This is a genomic window from Streptomyces sp. NPDC001904 (assembly GCF_040297005.1).
Classification (GTDB): domain Bacteria; phylum Actinomycetota; class Actinomycetes; order Streptomycetales; family Streptomycetaceae; genus Streptomyces.
Genome location: NZ_JBEOYI010000001.1, coordinates 222,364 through 238,488 on the forward strand (window position 1 = coordinate 222,364; position 16,125 = coordinate 238,488).

The following is a 16,125-nucleotide window of genomic DNA, read 5'->3' on the forward strand; positions in this document are numbered from 1 at the left end:
CGGGCCGGACCGGGGGCTAGAGGGAGTCCAGGAAGCCGAGCGCCACCCGCCAGGTGGCCTCGGCGGCCTCCTCGTCGTAGTCCGGCCCGGGGTCGGTGTAGAGGTGGCCGGCCCCGGCGTAGCGGTAGATCTCGACGTCGGCGCCCGTGCGACCCATCTGCAGGTACCAGGTGTTCAGCCAGTCGTCCGTCTCGAAGGCGTCCGGCGAGGCGACGTGGAGCTGGACCGGCAGCTCGTCCACGGAGGCGTTCTCGGCGATGTCCGACGTGCCGTGCAGGAGCAGCAGCCCGCGGGCCTTCTCGTCGCCGAGCGCGAGGGTCTGCGCGACGGAGGCGCCGAGCGAGAAGCCCGCGTACACCAGGCCCCGCTCGGAATAGGGGGCGGCCGCGAGCACGGCCCGCTTCAGCAGTTCGTCCTTGCCGATCTCGTCCTTGTACTCCATGCCCTCCTCGACGGTGTCGAAGGTGCGGCCCTCGAAGAGATCGGGGGTCCACACCTCGTGACCTGCGGCGCGCAGCCGGTCGGCCGCGTCCTTCACGGCGGGCCGCAGACCGAACGTCGAGTGGAAGAGCATGATGTTCATGGGCTCCATGGTGCCAGGAACGCCACAGGTTAGCCGTGGCGGATCCCGGTTACGGTGCAAGGCATGGAGATGGAGAACGTATTGCGTCCGCTGATCGTGATCGGTGGTTCGGTCCTCATCACCCTCCTCGTCGGGTGGGCCGTGGACCGACTGCTGAAGCGGGCCGACCGACGCCACCACGAGACGCCGCTCTGGGGTCTGCTGCGCCGCTGCCGGCTGCCGCTCCAGTTCGTGCTCTGCGCGGCACTGCTGCGCGGCTCGTACGACCAGACGAAGCTCGCGAAGGAGCACTCCGCCGGGATCGGCCAGACCCTCAGCCTGGTGCTCATCGGCGCCACGGCCTGGCTGATCATCCGGGTCGCCGCGGTGATCGTCGAGTCGTCCTACGCCCGTTATGCCGCCGCCCACCGCGATCCCGCCCGGGTCCGCCGGGTGCGCACGCAGGTCGCTCTCATCCAGCGCGTCGTCACGGCCGTCGTCGGTGTGATGGCGGTCGCGGCGATGCTGCTGACCTTCCCCGCGTTCCGCGCCGCGGGCGCCTCGCTGCTGGCCTCGGCCGGCATCCTCGGCATCGTCGCCGGTGTCGCCGCCCAGTCCACGCTCGGCAACCTCTTCGCCGGGCTGCAGATCGCCTTCGGCGACATGGTCCGCATCGGGGACACGGTCGTGGTGGACGGCGAGTGGGGCACGGTCGAGGAGATCACCCTCACCTTCCTCGCCGTACGCACCTGGGACGAGCGCCGGATCACCATGCCGGTGTCGTACTTCACGTCGAAGCCGTTCGAGAACTGGTCGCGCGGCGGCGCCCAGATGACCGGCACCGTCTTCTTCCACCTCGACCACAGCGCGCCCCTGCACGAGATGCGCGAGCGGCTGCGCGACATCCTCGGCGAGTGCGCGGCCTGGGACGGCCGCGACTGGGGCCTGGCCGTCACCGACACCACGCCCTCCACGATGCAGGTCCGCGCCCTGGTCACCGCCAAGGACGCCGACGACATCTGGACGGTCCGGGTCACCGTCCGCGAGCAGATGCTGCGCTGGCTGACCGAGAAGCACCCGTACGCCCTCCCGCGCATCAACACGGCCACGGCCCTGCTCGCCCCCGACGAGGCCATGGAGGCCTTCTCGGAACACGTCCGCGCCCGGGACGGCCGCGCCCCGCGCACCGGTCGCGGCTGAGGACCGCCGCCCGGCTGACGGCCTCGCGCAGTTTCCCCTGAGCGAGCGGAGCCCGCTTCAGGGGCGCGGGGAACTGCGCGACCAGCCACGACGAGACCCGCACACGAGCACGCACCCTCCGCAACCCCGGCTAGCGCAGACTCCGTACGTCGAGCTGCCGCAGCACCCGGTCGACGACCTCCGGATTGGCCCCGGGCTCGCTGCGCGCGGCCAGCACCTCGTGCCGCGCCGCCGACATCATCTCGGCCTGGATCCGCCGCACCCGCTTGATCCTCTTGTACCGCTTGGCCTGCGACTCGCGCCGTTCCTCGGCCCCCATCTCGGGATTGATGCGCAGCCCGATGTCGTACGCCCGGCGCAGCATCTGCTCCTGCACCTCGGCGGGAAGCTCCTCGACCTCCTCGATCTCCTTGTACCGCCGCTTCGCGGCCTTCGCGGCGCGCAGCGCCAGCTCCTTCTCGTACTCCTGCTCGGCCTCGGTGTCGGCGCGCACGTTCAGCTTCGTCACCAGCCAGGGCAGACTCAGCCCCTGGAGCACGAGGGTCGCCATGATGACGCCGAACGCGATGAAGACGATCTCGTCCCGGTCGGGGAAGGCCGACCCGTCGTCCATCGTCAGCGGGATGGCGAGGGCCAGCGCCACCGACGCCACCCCGCGCATCCCCGACCACCACATGACGACGGTCTCCCGCCAGCTCAGCGGGATGTCCTCGTCGAAGTCGCGGCGCGCGTGCATCCGTTTGGTGACCAGGGTCATGGGCGCCAGCCACAGCAGCCGCACGACGATGACGACGCCGACGACCGCGGCCGACCAGCCCAGCATCTCGCCCCAGCGGCCCTGCGCGGTCCTGACGACGTTGTGCACCTCCAGGCCGATGAGCCCGAAGGCGACCCCGGTGACGAGGGTGTCGACGACGTCCCAGAAGGCGCGGCCGGTGAGCCGGGTGAGGACGTCGTCGGCGTCGAAGGCGTGCTCGGCGAGGAAGATCGCCGTGGTCAGGACGGCGAGCACGCCCGAGCCCTTGAGCTCCTCGGCGAGGACGTAGGAGGCGTACGGGATGAGGAGGGTCAGGCCGATCTGGAGGGTGGCGTCGCCGAGATAGCCCATGAGCTTGTTGGCGGCCCAGCCGAGCACGAACCCGACGACGATCGCGACGACTGCGGACAGGACGAGGTCGAAGGCGGCCCGCGGCAGGGAGAAGGAGCCGCTGACCGCGGCGGCGATGGCGACGTGGTAGAGCACGATCGCCGTCACGTCGTTGAACAGCCCCTCGCCCTCCAGGATCGACACCATCCGCCGGGGCAGCCCGAGTTGGCCCGCGACGGCGGTCGCGGCGACCGGGTCCGGCGGGGCCACCAGCGCCCCGAGCGCGACCGCCGCGGCGAGCGAGAGACCGGGCACCACGGCGTTCGCGACGAAGGCGACGGCGGCCGTGGTCACGAAGACGAGGGCGACGGCGAGCAGGAAGATCGGCCGCTTGTTGGCGGCGAACTGGCGCCAGGACGTGCGGTGCACGGCCGCGTAGAGCAGCGGCGGCAGCACGAGGGGCAGGATCAGGTCGGGGTCGATGTCGACGTTCGGAACGGCCCGGATCAGGGCGAGGACGATGCCGAGCAGGGTCATCAGGATGGGCGCGGGCAGCTTGAGCCGGTCGCCGAGCGGCACGCTCAGGACGGCCCCGAGCAGCAGCACGAACAGCAGGGCCAATTGATCCACGGATGCTCCGACCAGGCTCGACGATCACGTGTGTACCGGCGTCCAGGGTGCCACGCGATCCGGGCAAAACGGCTCGACAGCGGTGCGTGGGCGCACCGATTCGAGCGGCGGCGAACACCCGGTCCGGAGCGGGACCGGGCCGCGCCCGTCTCAGCCGACGGTCTTGCGCATCGCCCGGTGCGGAATCCCGGCGTCCGGGAACTCCGGCCCGTACGCCTCGTACCCGAGCCGCTCGTAGAAGCCCAGCGCATGAGTCTGCGCGTGCAGATCGACCGCCGAGAGCCCGCGGTCCCGGGCGGCTTCCTCGATGGCGCCGACCAGAGCGGCGCCCACTCCAAGGCCCCGGGCGGCCTTGGCCACGGCGAGGCGGCCGAGGGCGCCGACGTCCTCGGCCCCGCCGTTCTTCACCGCGGCGGCGGCACCGGTCAGCAGCCGGCCGGTGCCGAGCGCGGTCCCGTCCTCCCGGACCGCCAGCACATGCACGGCGTCGATGTCGTACGTGTCGTACTCCAGCTCCTGCGGCACGCCCTGCTCGGTGACGAAGACGTCCCGGCGGACGGCGAAGCAGGCGGCGCGGTCCGTCTCGGACTCGGCGACCCGCAGCTCGTAGGCGGCGCTCATGCGCTCTCCGCCCGGACCCGGTCCAGCGCGGTCTGGAGGTCGTCGGGGTACTCGCTCGCGAACTCGACCCACTGGCCGTCCGCCGGGTGCTCGAAGCCGAGGCGCACCGCGTGCAGCCACTGCCGGGTGATGCCGAGGCGCTTGGCGAGCGTCGGGTCGGCGCCGTACGTGAGGTCGCCGACGCACGGGTGCCGGTGCGCGGACATGTGCACCCGGATCTGGTGGGTGCGGCCCGTCTCCAGCTTGATGTCGAGCAGGGAGGCGGCGCGGAAGGCCTCGATGAGGTCGTAGTGCGTGACGGACGGCTTGCCGTCGGCGGTCACGGCCCACTTGTAGTCGTGGTTCGGGTGACGGCCGATGGGGGCGTCGATCGTGCCGCTCATCGGGTCGGGGTGACCCTGGACCAGCGCGTGGTAGCGCTTGTCCGGGACGCGCTCCTTGAACTGGCGCTTCAGCGAGGTGTACGCCCGCTCGGACTTGGCGACGACCATCAGGCCGGAGGTGCCGACGTCGAGCCGGTGCACGATGCCCTGGCGCTCGGCGGCGCCCGACGTCGAGATCCGGTATCCGGCCGCGGCGAGGCCGCCGATCACGGTCGTGCCGGTCCAGCCGGGGCTGGGGTGGGCGGCGACGCCCACCGGCTTCACGATGACGACGATGTCGTCGTCGTCGTGCACGATCTCCATGCCCTCGACGGGCTCGGCGACGATCTGCACCGGAGCGGGCGCCTGCGGCATCTCCACTTCCAGCCAGGCCCCGCCGTGCACCCGCTCGGACTTGCCCACGACCGAGCCGTCCACCGTCACCTTCCCGGCGGCGGCGAGCTCGGCGGCCTTGGTGCGGGAGAAGCCGAACATGCGGGAGATGGCGGCGTCGACGCGCTCGCCCTCCAGGCCGTCGGGCACGGGCAGGGTTCGGATCTCGGGAATCGTGCTCACCCGTCGAGTATGCAGGAGCGCACCGACAGCCCCGAACCGCAGCCCTGCCACCAGGGCCGCGGTCAGTCCTTGTGGACGGTGCCGTCGGGGTCGATCCCGCGGAAGGACAGCAGCACGATCAGGATGCCGCCGCACACGATCGCCGAGTCGGCCAGGTTGAACACCGGGTAGTGCTTCGGCGCGATGAAGTCGACGACGGCGCCCTCGAAGATGCCGGGGGCCCGGAAGATCCGGTCGGTGAGATTACCGAGGGCCCCGCCGAGCAGCAGCCCGAGCGCGATCGCCCACGGCGTGCTGTAGAGCTTCTTCGCGAGCCGCACGATGACGACGATCACCGCGGCCGCGATCACCGTGAAGACGATCGTGAAGGCCTCGCCCACGCCCCAGGCGGCGCCGGGGTTGCGGATCACCTCCAGCTGCAGCCAGTCGCCGAGGATCCGGACGGAGTCCTGGTGCTCCAGCTTCGCGACCACGATGAGCTTGCTCACGAGGTCGAGGGCGTACGCGAGGGCGGCCACGGCGAGCAGCACGACGAGCCGCCGCCTGCCCTTGGGCCGCTCGGCCGCGGCGGCCTGCTCGGGCTCGACCGCCCCCGTCTCAGAGGAATCCGGCGTACCGATGACGCGCTCCGCTTCTGCCACGTGAGTCCCTCAACCTAGTGCCTGACTGGGGACGAGCGTACGGCACACGTGTGCGGCCGTACGAGGACGGTACGGCCACGACTCGGCTGCTTCTCGGCCGGGAGAGCGCTGCTGACGCTCAGTAGCGCCGCTCCTGCTTCTGCTTGCACTCCACACACAGGGTCGCCCGCGGGAAGGCCTGCATCCGCGCCTTGCCGATCGGGTTCCCGCAGTTCTCGCAGAGTCCGTAGGTGCCGGCGTCCAGCCGCTCCAGCGCCCGCTCGGTCTGGAGCAGCATCTCGCGCGCGTTGGCCGCGAGCGCCATCTCGTGCTCGCGCGTGATGTTCTTCGTGCCCGTGTCGGCGTCGTCGTCGCCCGCCCCGTCCCCGGAGTCCCGCATCAGGCCCGCGAGGCCCTCCTCGGCGGTGGCGATCTCGCTGCCCAGCCGCAGCGCCTCGCTCTGCAGCTCGGCGCGCGCCTCCGCGACCTCGTCCGGGGTCCAGGGCTCCTCGCCGGGCCGGACGGCCAGCTCGCCGGGTTCGGCGGCGGCCACCCGCGCCTTGGGAACCGCTTCGGCTTCGGGCTTCTTCGCCGCCGTGGCCGTTCCCTGAGTCTTCTTCGCAACCACCGTCGTGGCTCCCGTCGTCTTCGCGGCCTCGGCCGCGTCCTCGGCCGCGGAGGCGACCGTCTTCTTCGCCGCGCTCTTGCGCCCGGCGGCCTTCTTGGCGCCGGGCTTCGCCGTGCTCGCGGTGCCGTCCCCGGCACCGGTCGTACCGCTCGTACGGTCCGCGGCAGTGGTCTCCTCCGCGGCCTCGGCCGCCGCGTCCGCGCCGGGGCTCTTCGCGGAGGTGACCTTCGCGGTCTTCTTCGCCGCGCTCCTGGTGCTCTTCGCCGCCTTCTTGGCGGGCGCGGCACTTTTCGCGCTCTTCGTGGGCGCGCTCTTCGCCGCCTTGGCAGTCTTCCGGGGCGCCGAAGCATCCCCGGACACCGCCGCGCGGGCGCTCTTCTTGGCCCCCACGTCCTTCCCGGCACCGCCGGAGGCAGTGGCACGGGCCGCCCCGCCGGAGGCACCCGCGCCCGTCGATCTGCCGGACGCCGACTGCTGAACGGCGGTCTTTTTCGCCACCATGGCCGCGGCCCCTTCACATATTGTGATCTTGCACGCGAATCGTGCTGGGACGATAAATCGACTCCAGGCCCGCGGCAACGGGACAGGCGCCCCGGTCCACCCCCTCCGCGACGGTCCGGCGACCGTCGCGCGAGGAACCTGCAAGCGTTGTGCCCAGCTCCCCGCCTGGTAATCCGCCCACCGCCCGAGTGCGCCGCGCCCGCCGACGGACCGGCCGGGACCGGCCCGCGCGCGTGTCGCCATTCGGGTCACCGGAGACGGACGGCGCGGCCCGCCGCCGACCCCGCGAAAACCGGTCGGCCGCCCCGCCCGGGGCGCCGTACACTGGGCGGAGCGAGAAGCATGGATGGGGACGAGTAGCGGCGTACGCAGCCAGGAGCGACCCGGGGTCGGTGGAAGCCCGGGGGCGAGCGCGACGCGAAGATCACCCCGGAGCCGCCGGAAGAACGCCCAGGACGACGTCCACGGGCCGATAGACCCGGCATCGCGACCCCAATGAGGGGGCTCGCCGGAGCACACCACGCTCCGGAGGGCCAAGGAGGGTGGTACCGCGGGAGCGCGCCGCACACGGCGTACGTCGCACGGCAGTGGCGGCAGGCTCTCGTCCCTCCGACGGAAGAAGGCAGATCCGCCGGAGGAAGACTGATGACGCAGTACCGCCAGGTGCCCGCCCAGGTCGACCTGCCCGCCCTCGAGCACGCGGTGCTCGACTTCTGGGACGAGCAGAAGATCTTCGCCAAGAGCCTGGAGCAGTCCGAGGGGCGCCCCGAGTGGGTGTTCTACGAGGGCCCGCCCACGGCCAACGGCATGCCGGGTGCCCACCACATCGAGGCCCGCGTCTTCAAGGACGTCTTTCCCCGCTTCCGCACGATGCGCGGCTACCACGTGGCGCGCAAGGCGGGCTGGGACTGCCACGGCCTGCCCGTGGAGCTGGCGGTCGAGAAGGAGCTGGGCTTCACCGGCAAGAAGGACATCGAGGCGTACGGCATCGCCGAGTTCAACGCCAAGTGCCGCGAGTCCGTGACCCGGCACACCGACGCCTTCACCGACCTGACGACCCGCATGGGCTACTGGGTCGACCTCGACGACGCCTACCGCACGATGGACCCGAGCTATGTCGAGTCGGTGTGGTGGTCGCTGAAGGAGATCTTCGACAAGGGCCTGCTGGTCCAGGACCACCGTGTCGCCCCCTGGTGTCCGCGCTGCGGCACCGGCCTGTCGGACCACGAGCTGGCCCAGGGCTACGAGACGGTCGTCGACCCCTCGGTCTATGTCCGTTTCCCCCTCACCTCCGGTCCCCTGGCCGGTCAGGCCTCGCTGCTGATCTGGACGACGACGCCCTGGACGCTGGTGTCCAACACGGCGGTCGCCGCGCACCCCGAGGTCCGCTACGTCGTGGCGACCGACGGCACCGAGAAGCTGGTCGTCGCCGAGCCGCTCGTCGAAAAGGCGCTCGGCGAGGGCTGGGAGACCACCGGCGAGTCCTTCACCGGTGCCGAGATGGAGCGCTGGAAGTACCAACGCCCGTTCGAGCTCATCGAGTTCCCGGCCGAGGCCCACTATGTGGTCAACGCCGAGTACGTGACGACCGAGGACGGTACGGGTCTGGTCCACCAGTCCCCCGCGTTCGGCGAGGACGACCTCAAGGTCTGCCGCGCGTACGGCCTTCCCGTCGTGAACCCCGTGCTGCCCGACGGCACCTTCACCCCCGATCTCCCCCTCGTGGGCGGCGTCTTCTTCAAGAAGGCGGACGAAGCGCTGACCGAGGACCTCAAGAACCGCGGCGTGCTCTTCCGCCATCTGCCGTACGAGCACAGTTACCCGCACTGCTGGCGCTGCCACACCGCGCTCCTCTACTACGCGCAGCCGTCCTGGTACATCCGCACCACGGCCGTCAAGGACCGCCTCCTCCAGGAGAACGAGAAGACCAACTGGTTCCCGGAGACGGTCAAGCACGGCCGCTTCGGCGACTGGCTGACCAACAACATCGACTGGGCGCTGTCCCGCAACCGCTACTGGGGCACCCCGCTGCCGATCTGGCGCTGCGAGGACAACCACCTCACCTGCGTCGGCTCGCGCGCGGAGCTGTCCGAGCTGTCCGGCACCGACCAGTCGCAGCTCGACCCGCACCGCCCCTACATCGACGACGTCACCTTCCCCTGCTCCCACGAGGGCTGCCGGTCGACGGCGACGCGCGTGCCGGAGGTCATCGACGCCTGGTACGACTCGGGCTCGATGCCGTTCGCGCAGTGGGGCTACCCGTACCAGAATAAAGAACTGTTCGAGTCCCGCTACCCGGCGCAGTTCATCTCCGAGGCCATCGACCAGACCCGCGGCTGGTTCTACACCCTGATGGCGATCGGCACCCTGGTCTTCGACAAGTCGTCGTACGAGAACGTGGTGTGCCTGGGCCACATCCTCGCCGAGGACGGCCGCAAGATGTCCAAGCACCTGGGCAACACCCTGGACCCGATCCCGCTGATGGACCGGCACGGCGCGGACGCGGTGCGCTGGTTCATGGCGGCCGGCGGCTCCCCCTGGGCGGCCCGCCGGGTCGGCCACGGCACCATCCAGGAAGTCGTCCGCAAGACGCTCCTCACGTACTGGAACACGGTCGCCTTCCAGGCCCTGTACGCCCGCACCGCCCAGTGGGCGCCCAGCGAGGCGGACCCGGCCCCGGCCGACCGCACCGTCCTGGACCGCTGGCTGCTCTCCGAGCTGCACCAGCTCACCGACGAGGTCACCAAGGCGCTGGAGGCCTACGACACCCAGCGCGCCGGCAAGCTGCTGTCCGCGTTCGTCGACGACCTCTCCAACTGGTACGTGCGCCGCTCGCGCCGCCGCTTCTGGCAGGGCGACAAGGCCGCGCTGCGCACCCTGCACGAGGTCGTCGTCACCATCACCCAGCTGATGGCACCGCTGACACCGTTCATCTCCGAGCGGGTCTGGCAGGACCTGGTCGTCCCGGTCACCCCCGACGCCCCGGAATCCGTCCACCTCTCCTCCTGGCCCGAGGCCGACCTCTCCGCGATCGACCCGACCCTGTCCACGCAGATGGCGCTCGTGCGCCGCCTGGTCGAGCTGGGCCGCGCCACCCGCGCGGAGTCGGGCGTCAAAACACGCCAGCCGCTCTCCCGCGCACTGGTGGCCGCCTCCGGCTTCGACACCCTCTCCCCCGAACTGCACGCACAGATCACGGAGGAACTGAACGTCTCCTCACTGGCCACCCTCTCCGAGGTGGGCGGCAGCCTCGTCGACACGACCGCCAAGGCGAACTTCCGGGCCCTGGGCAAGCGCTTCGGCAAACGCGTCCAGGACGTCGCCAAGGCCGTGGCCGACACGGACGCCGCAGCCCTCTCCCTCGCCCTGCGCGAAGGCACCGCATCGGTGGAGGTCGACGGCGAGAAGGTCGACCTGGCCCCCGACGAGGTCATCATCACCGAGACCCCCCGCGAGGGCTGGTCCGTGGCCTCCGACTCGGGCGCCACCGTCGCCCTCGACCTGGAGCTCACCGAGGAACTGCGCCAGGCCGGCCTGGCCCGTGACGCGATCCGCCTCATCCAGGAGGCCCGCAAGAACAGCGGCCTGGACGTCGCGGACCGGATCGCCCTGCGCTGGACGTCCACGGACCCGGCGGTCATCTCCGCACTGTCCGAGCACGCCGGCCTCATCGCCGACGAGGTCCTCGCGACCGACTTCGCCCAGGGCGAGGCCGACACCGACTACGGCACCCCGTTCACCGACGAGGGCCTGAGCCTGGAATTCCGCCTCCGCAAGGCGTAACCCGCGCGATGCGCCGGAGGGGCCCGATGGATTCATCGGGCCCCTCCGGCGTATGCGGCCTCAGATGAAGCCCCTCCGGCGATCGAGGAGCGGGGTCCGGGGCGGAGCCCCGAGACGGCGCCCCGTCCCACCCGCAGCCCACACAAAGACCTCGGCCCGGATCGCAGAAACGATCCGGGCCGAGGCCTGAATGAACGCCGACGCCTCTAGGGCGCTACAGCCGGGCTCAGTTGTCGTCCTCGTCGATGAGGAAACCGCGCATCGGCGACGGAGCCTGCCCCATCGGCTGCGGACCCTGCGGCCGCACCGGAGCCATCGGCTGCGTCATCGCGGGCGACATCTGCTGCTGGCCGCCGTACGACGGGCCACCGGCGGACGGGTTGCCACCCATGGTCTGGTTGCCACCGTAGGACGGGGCACCGGCACCGGCGGGAGCCATCGAAGGCGCCGGGGACGGCGGCAGCGACGCGGTGGCCGGGGTGCGCGGCGGAGCCAGCGAGTCGTCGGACTGGGACTCCAGCTGACGCAGCTGCGACTCCAGGTACGACTTCAGACGCGTGCGGTACTCGCGCTCGAAGCCGCGCAGGTCCTCGACCTTGCGCTCCAGCGTGGCGCGGGCGGACTCCAGGGAGCCCATCGCGACGCGGTGCTTCTCCTGCGCGTCCCGCTCCAGGGCGTCGGCCTTGGCACGGGCGTCACGCTCGAGACCCTCGGCGCGGCTGCGGGCCTCGCCGACGATCTTGTTGGCCTCGGAGCGGGCCTCGGCGATCGCCTGGTCGGCGGTCTGCTGGGCCAGCGAGAGGACACGGGCGGCACTGTCGCCGCCGGGGCCCTGACCGGGCTGCGGCATCTGCGGACCGCCGTGACCGCCCATGGGGCCGCCCATCGGACCGCCGAGCTGCGGCTGCTGGCCCATCGGACCCTGACCCATCGGACCCTGGCCCATCGGGCCGGGACCCTGCGGGCCGCCCTGCGGACCGTGGCCACCCGGACCGGCCGGAAGCTGCGGGGCACCGCTCGGCAGCTGCGGCGGACCACCCATGGGGCCGCCCATCTGCTGCTGCGGCGGGCCCGATATCCCGGCGGGCACCGGGGCGCCCGGGCCGCGCATGCCCTGCGGGGGACCCTGCTGGTCCTGCGGACCACCGGGGCCGTCGGGACCACCGGGGCCGCCGGGACCCTTGCGCATACCACCCTGCTGCTGGTTCTGCGCGGCGGCACGCGTGGCCGCGGCCAGCTTGGCGCGCAGATCCTCGTTCTCACGCAGGAGACGGGTCAGTTCGGCTTCGACCTCATCGAGGAAGGCATCGACCTCGTCCTCGTCATAGCCTTCTCGGAGGCGGACGGTCGTGAACTGCTTGTTCCGCACGTCCTCGGGGGTCAGCGGCATCTCTTCACCTCAACGTTGTCGTCGGCATTCGGCAAGACCGTAGTTGACATCGTGCTCACACCGCGCTCACGAGAGAGATCAGGATGTAGACGATGATCATCAGTACGAAGAAGGACAGGTCGAGCGCCACGCCCCCGAGACGCAGCGGCGGAATGAACCGCCGCAGAAGCTTGAGCGGTGGATCAGTGACAGTGTAGGTGGCCTCCAGAACGACCACCATCGCCTTGCCGGGTTGCCACGAGCGGGCGAACTGGAAGACATAGTCCATGACCAGCCGGAAGATCAGCACGATGAGGAAACACATCAGCGCGATGTAGACCACATCCAAAACCACGCTCATGTCGGTGGTTCCCTCTCCCCTGTGTCTCGTGCCTCGTGACTAGTACATAGCTAGTCGTTGAACTAGTGCTGCGTCTCAGCTCTGGTTGAAGAACCCGCCCTCTGCGATGCGGGCCTTGTCCTCCGCCGTGACATCGACGTTAGCAGGCGACAACAGGAACACCTTCTGCGTCACCCGCTCGATGCTCCCGTGAAGACCGAAGACGAGACCGGCGGCAAAGTCGACAAGTCGCTTCGCGTCGGTGTCGTCCATCTCCGTCAGATTCATGATCACCGGAGTGCCCTCGCGGAAGTGTTCCCCGATGGTACGGGCCTCGTTGTAGGTCCGGGGGTGCAACGTGGTGATGCGGTAGGGCTCCCGCTCGGACACGACCTTGGGCATGATCACCGGTGCGTTCTTCTCCAGGTTCTGACGTTCAGGTGTGATGGATGCCACGGGGGCGATTCGTGCCGGACGTCCCGATTCAGCGCCGAGCGAAGCGGAGGGGCGGACCGGCTCCCGCTGTGCGGGGGGCTGTACCACTCGTACCGGTTCGTCCTCTTCGATCACTGAACGTGCGTTGTGTGACGGGTGCGACGGCTCGTGCCGTCGACGGTCACGCTCGGGTTCCGGGTCGAGCTCGGGTTCGAAGTCGTCGTCGGGGTCGAACCCCCGGCCGTCGTACCCATCGTCCTCCACGAGGCCGAGGTAGACCGCCATCTTGCGCATCGCGCCGGCCATGCTCTGAGTCCTCCGCTCTGTGGTGGATCGGCTGACGTCAACCAAAATGCCCGCGATCCACGTGATCTCCCCGCCCATCAGCGAGAATGACCATATTTTCTGCTGTGGTCCGACTTCTTGGCGACGTTACCCGAGCCTCGGCCGGACACCGAGGACCGCCGTACCGACGCGCACATGTGTCGCTCCGGCCGCCACGGCCTGCTCGAGATCCGAACTCATCCCTGCCGAGACCATGTTCGCAGCCGGATGGGCCGCGCGCAGGGCAGTCGACAAATCCATGAGGTGCTCGAACGCCGCCTGTTGCCGTCCCGCGTACTCCCCGGTGAGCGGCGCGACGGTCATCAGCCCGTCGAGCCGCAGCCCCGGCGCCTCGGCCACGCGCGCCGCCAACTCCTCCACTCCGCCCGGCGCCACGCCGCCGCGCTCACCGCGCCCGTCACCCGCCGTGACGTCCGCGTCGAGCGCGACCTGGATCAGGCAGCCGAGCTCGCGCTCGGTCCGTACCGCTTCCTTGGACAGCGCCGTGACGAGCTTCGCCCGGTCCACGGACTGCACCAGATCGGCATAACCCACCACGGATCGCACTTTGTTGGTCTGCAACTGACCGACGAAGTGCCAGGTGAGCGGGAGGTCCGCGCACTCGGCCGCCTTGGGGGCGGCGTCCTGGTCGCGGTTCTCGGCCACGTGCCGCACGCCGAGCCCGGACAGGATCCGGACATCGCTCGCGGGGTAGGTCTTGGTGACCACGATGAGAGTGACGTCCTCGCGCTTGCGGCCGGCGGCGGCGCACGCGGCGGCGATACGTTCCTCCACCCGGGCCAGGTTCGCGGCGAGTTCGTCCTTACGTCCCTGAAGGTCCGTCATGTCGTTTCAGTCCAGCCAGACATAGCTCGCGAGGCGCCCGGTGGTGCGCTCGCGGCGGTACGAGAAGTGGTCGTGCGACTCCAGCGTGCACACCGGCGACGAGCGCCGGTCGCGCACTCCGAGCCTTTCGAGTTGCGCGTGCACACCGGCGGTCACGTCGACGGCCGGAGTGCCCCAACTGGTCTCGGCGTACGCCGCCGGTTCGATCCCGGCGACCTCCGCGCGCATGCCGGCGGGGACTTCGTAGCAGCGGCCGCAGACCGCGGGTCCGGTACGGGCGACGATCCGGCCGGGCTCCGCGCCGAGCTTCACCATCGCCTCGACCGCGGCGGGCACGACCCCGGCGACCATGCCGGGGCGTCCCGCGTGTGCTGCGGCAACGACTCCGGCGTCCGGGTCCGCGAGCAGCACCGGTGTGCAGTCCGCGGTGAGCACGGCGAGGGCGAGGCCGGGCCGCGCGGTGACCAGGGCGTCGACGCTCGGGATGTCGGCGTCCGTGGCCCAGGGCCCGTCCACCACCGCGACATCGGGCCCGTGCACCTGGTTCATCCAGACGACCCGGGCCGGTTCGAGGCCGAGTTCCCGGGCGGCCAGCTCCCGGTTGCGGAGCACGGCGTCGCGGTCGTCGCCGACCGCCCCGCCGAGGTTGAGCTCCTCGTACGGAGCGGCGCTCACCCCGCCCCACCGGTCGGTGAAGGCGAAGTGCGCGCCGCTTGCCGTGGACGCCGAGGTCACGGCGTCGAGCTGTCCTATCACTTCAGTGGTCCGAGCTTCCGGAGGTCACTTCAGGAAGTCCGGCACGTCCAGCTCCTCGGCCTGGCTGTCCGGGTAGGACGGCCGGGGCACGTGGGGCGGGGCGACCGGGGCCACCGGGGCCTCGTTCACCGGGGCGGGCGCCTCGGCCGGCTCCGGCTTGAGCTCCTCGCGGGGCGTGACGCTGCCGAGGCTGCCGAAGGTCGGACGCGAGGGCTCGGGAGCCGACGCGGCACGGGCCGCGGCGGCCGGGTCCTCGCGCTTGACCGACGACGAGCCGATGACGTTCTCCCGCTTGGCCGGCGGCTGCCCGCCGTCGAAGCCGGCGGCGATCACCGTGACCCGCACCTCGTCGCCGAGGGCGTCGTCGATGACCGCACCGAAGATGATGTTCGCCTCGGGGTGCGCGGCCTCGCTGACCAGCTGCGCGGCCTCGTTGATCTCGAAGAGACCGAGGTCCGAGCCGCCGGAGATGGAGAGCAGCACACCGCGGGCGCCGTCGATGGACGCCTCCAGGAGCGGCGAGGAGATCGCCATCTCGGCCGCCGCCACCGCACGGTCGTCGCCGCGGGCCGAGCCGATGCCCATGAGGGCGGAACCGGCTTCGGACATCACGGACTTGACGTCGGCGAAGTCGAGGTTGATCAGACCCGGGGTGGTGATCAGGTCGGTGATGCCCTGGACACCGGAGAGCAGGACCTGGTCCGCCGACTTGAAGGCGTCGAGGACGGAGACCTGCCGGTCCGAGATGGACAGGAGCCGGTCGTTCGGAATGACGATGAGGGTGTCGACCTCTTCGCGGAGCTCGGCGATGCCGTCCTCCGCCTGGTTCGCCCGGCGCCGTCCCTCGAAGGTGAACGGGCGGGTGACCACGCCGATCGTGAGGGCGCCGAGCGAGCGCGCGATGTTGGCCACGACGGGCGCGCCGCCGGTGCCGGTGCCGCCACCTTCACCGGCGGTGACGAAGACCATGTCGGCCCCCTTGAGGACCTCCTCGATCTCCTCGCGGTGGTCCTCGGCCGCCTTGCGGCCGACGGCCGGATTGGCTCCGGCGCCGAGTCCGCGGGTGAGTTCACGGCCGACGTCGAGCTTGACGTCCGCGTCGCTCATCAACAGGGCTTGCGCGTCGGTGTTGATGGCGATGAACTCGACGCCCTTGAGACCGACCTCGATCATCCGGTTGATGGCATTGACACCACCGCCGCCGACACCGATGACTTTGATGACTGCGAGGTAGTTCTGCGGTGCTGCCACGTCGAAGGCCTCTCGCCTCGAGTTACGTGTCGTCGCTCGCCTTCTGCGCTGCGACGACTGATGCCGAATTGGGGCGGTCCGGACTACTAGTTGACTACTAGTCGGCTGCCGACCCGAACCCTAACGCTGAAGTTTAGGGTTACCAGTGTGTCTGTTTCCTGGACTCTTCCGAACCTGACACTAAGTCGACAAGTGGCGCCCGTTCAACGAACACGCCGAACCTCCCGTTTTTCT

The 16,125-nt window shown here is 70.6% G+C and carries 14 protein-coding genes; 2 read left to right on the top strand and 12 right to left on the bottom strand.

From position 1 onward, the window contains the following. Positions 1-16 precede the first annotated feature (16 nt). Entirely contained in the window at positions 17-583 is a 567-nt protein-coding gene (locus tag ABT127_RS00970) for a dienelactone hydrolase family protein (RefSeq protein ID WP_351443720.1), read from the bottom strand. A gap of 69 nt (positions 584-652) precedes the next feature. Here ABT127_RS00970 and ABT127_RS00975 point away from each other — a divergent pair, with 69 nt between their 5' ends. Further along, positions 653-1,762 carry a mechanosensitive ion channel family protein gene (locus ABT127_RS00975; protein ID WP_351444045.1) on the top strand — a complete coding sequence of 370 codons (1,110 nt, stop codon included), beginning with the start codon at positions 653-655 and terminating at the stop codon, positions 1,760-1,762. 130 nt (positions 1,763-1,892) lie between these two features. Here ABT127_RS00975 and ABT127_RS00980 read toward each other — a convergent pair whose 3' ends face one another. From ABT127_RS00980 to ABT127_RS01000, 5 genes are all read right to left on the bottom strand, one after another. Next, on the bottom strand, positions 1,893-3,479 hold the full coding sequence (locus ABT127_RS00980) for a Na+/H+ antiporter (protein WP_351443721.1): 1,587 nt from the start codon (positions 3,477-3,479) through the stop codon (positions 1,893-1,895). Positions 3,480-3,629: 150 nt separating this feature from the next. Beyond that, positions 3,630-4,100: a GNAT family N-acetyltransferase gene (locus ABT127_RS00985; RefSeq protein ID WP_351443722.1), complete on the bottom strand. Its 471-nt coding sequence runs from the start codon at positions 4,098-4,100 to the stop codon at positions 3,630-3,632. Further along, a complete protein-coding gene (locus ABT127_RS00990) occupies positions 4,097-5,038 on the bottom strand; it encodes an RluA family pseudouridine synthase (RefSeq protein ID WP_351443723.1) in 942 nt (313 codons plus the stop codon). The genes ABT127_RS00985 and ABT127_RS00990 overlap by 4 nt, the downstream gene beginning before the upstream one ends. 62 nt (positions 5,039-5,100) lie before the next feature. Continuing rightward, entirely contained in the window at positions 5,101-5,679 is a 579-nt protein-coding gene (gene lspA, locus ABT127_RS00995; protein ID WP_351443724.1) for a signal peptidase II, read from the bottom strand. A gap of 118 nt (positions 5,680-5,797) precedes the next feature. Continuing rightward, positions 5,798-6,787: a TraR/DksA family transcriptional regulator gene (locus ABT127_RS01000; RefSeq protein WP_351443725.1), complete on the bottom strand. Its 990-nt coding sequence runs from the start codon at positions 6,785-6,787 to the stop codon at positions 5,798-5,800. A gap of 645 nt (positions 6,788-7,432) precedes the next feature. Between ABT127_RS01000 and ileS the strand changes: the two genes are divergently transcribed. Then, positions 7,433-10,570 (top strand): isoleucine--tRNA ligase, encoded by a 3,138-nt coding sequence (ileS, locus tag ABT127_RS01005; RefSeq protein WP_351443726.1) that lies wholly within the window; start codon positions 7,433-7,435, stop codon positions 10,568-10,570. 226 nt (positions 10,571-10,796) lie between these two features. Here ileS and ABT127_RS01010 read toward each other — a convergent pair whose 3' ends face one another. The 6 genes from ABT127_RS01010 to ftsZ all read right to left on the bottom strand — a co-directional run bounded on the left by ABT127_RS01010 (position 10,797) and on the right by ftsZ (position 15,891). Then, positions 10,797-11,960 carry a DivIVA domain-containing protein gene (locus ABT127_RS01010; protein WP_351443728.1) on the bottom strand — a complete coding sequence of 388 codons (1,164 nt, stop codon included), beginning with the start codon at positions 11,958-11,960 and terminating at the stop codon, positions 10,797-10,799. Positions 11,961-12,015: 55 nt separating this feature from the next. After that, entirely contained in the window at positions 12,016-12,300 is a 285-nt protein-coding gene (locus ABT127_RS01015) for a YggT family protein (RefSeq protein ID WP_351443729.1), read from the bottom strand. A gap of 75 nt (positions 12,301-12,375) precedes the next feature. Continuing rightward, on the bottom strand, positions 12,376-13,020 hold the full coding sequence (locus tag ABT127_RS01020) for a cell division protein SepF (RefSeq protein ID WP_351443730.1): 645 nt from the start codon (positions 13,018-13,020) through the stop codon (positions 12,376-12,378). Between the two features lie 126 nt (positions 13,021-13,146). Continuing rightward, positions 13,147-13,884: a YggS family pyridoxal phosphate-dependent enzyme gene (locus ABT127_RS01025; RefSeq protein ID WP_351443731.1), complete on the bottom strand. Its 738-nt coding sequence runs from the start codon at positions 13,882-13,884 to the stop codon at positions 13,147-13,149. A 6-nt stretch (positions 13,885-13,890) separates the two neighbouring features. Beyond that, positions 13,891-14,640, bottom strand: coding sequence for a peptidoglycan editing factor PgeF (gene pgeF / locus ABT127_RS01030; RefSeq protein ID WP_351443732.1), 750 nt, complete (start codon positions 14,638-14,640; stop codon positions 13,891-13,893). A 24-nt stretch (positions 14,641-14,664) separates the two neighbouring features. Then, positions 14,665-15,891: a cell division protein FtsZ gene (ftsZ, locus tag ABT127_RS01035; RefSeq protein ID WP_351443733.1), complete on the bottom strand. Its 1,227-nt coding sequence runs from the start codon at positions 15,889-15,891 to the stop codon at positions 14,665-14,667. Positions 15,892-16,125: the final 234 nt, after the last annotated feature.

What these genes read in the sequence shown, in the direction of transcription:
- ileS (WP_351443726.1), top strand. Translation starts at nt 7,433, where the DNA reads ATGACGCAGTACCGCCAGGTGCCCGCCCAGGTCGACCTGCCCGCCCTC.
- ABT127_RS01020 (WP_351443730.1), bottom strand. Translation starts at nt 13,020, where the DNA reads ATGGCCGGCGCGATGCGCAAGATGGCGGTCTACCTCGGCCTCGTGGAG.
- ABT127_RS00975 (WP_351444045.1), top strand. Translation starts at nt 653, where the DNA reads ATGGAGAACGTATTGCGTCCGCTGATCGTGATCGGTGGTTCGGTCCTC.
- ABT127_RS00985 (WP_351443722.1), bottom strand. Translation starts at nt 4,100, where the DNA reads ATGAGCGCCGCCTACGAGCTGCGGGTCGCCGAGTCCGAGACGGACCGC.
- ABT127_RS01010 (WP_351443728.1), bottom strand. Translation starts at nt 11,960, where the DNA reads ATGCCGCTGACCCCCGAGGACGTGCGGAACAAGCAGTTCACGACCGTC.
- ABT127_RS01025 (WP_351443731.1), bottom strand. Translation starts at nt 13,884, where the DNA reads ATGACGGACCTTCAGGGACGTAAGGACGAACTCGCCGCGAACCTGGCC.
- ABT127_RS01015 (WP_351443729.1), bottom strand. Translation starts at nt 12,300, where the DNA reads ATGAGCGTGGTTTTGGATGTGGTCTACATCGCGCTGATGTGTTTCCTC.
- ABT127_RS01000 (WP_351443725.1), bottom strand. Translation starts at nt 6,787, where the DNA reads ATGGTGGCGAAAAAGACCGCCGTTCAGCAGTCGGCGTCCGGCAGATCG.
- ABT127_RS00970 (WP_351443720.1), bottom strand. Translation starts at nt 583, where the DNA reads ATGAACATCATGCTCTTCCACTCGACGTTCGGTCTGCGGCCCGCCGTG.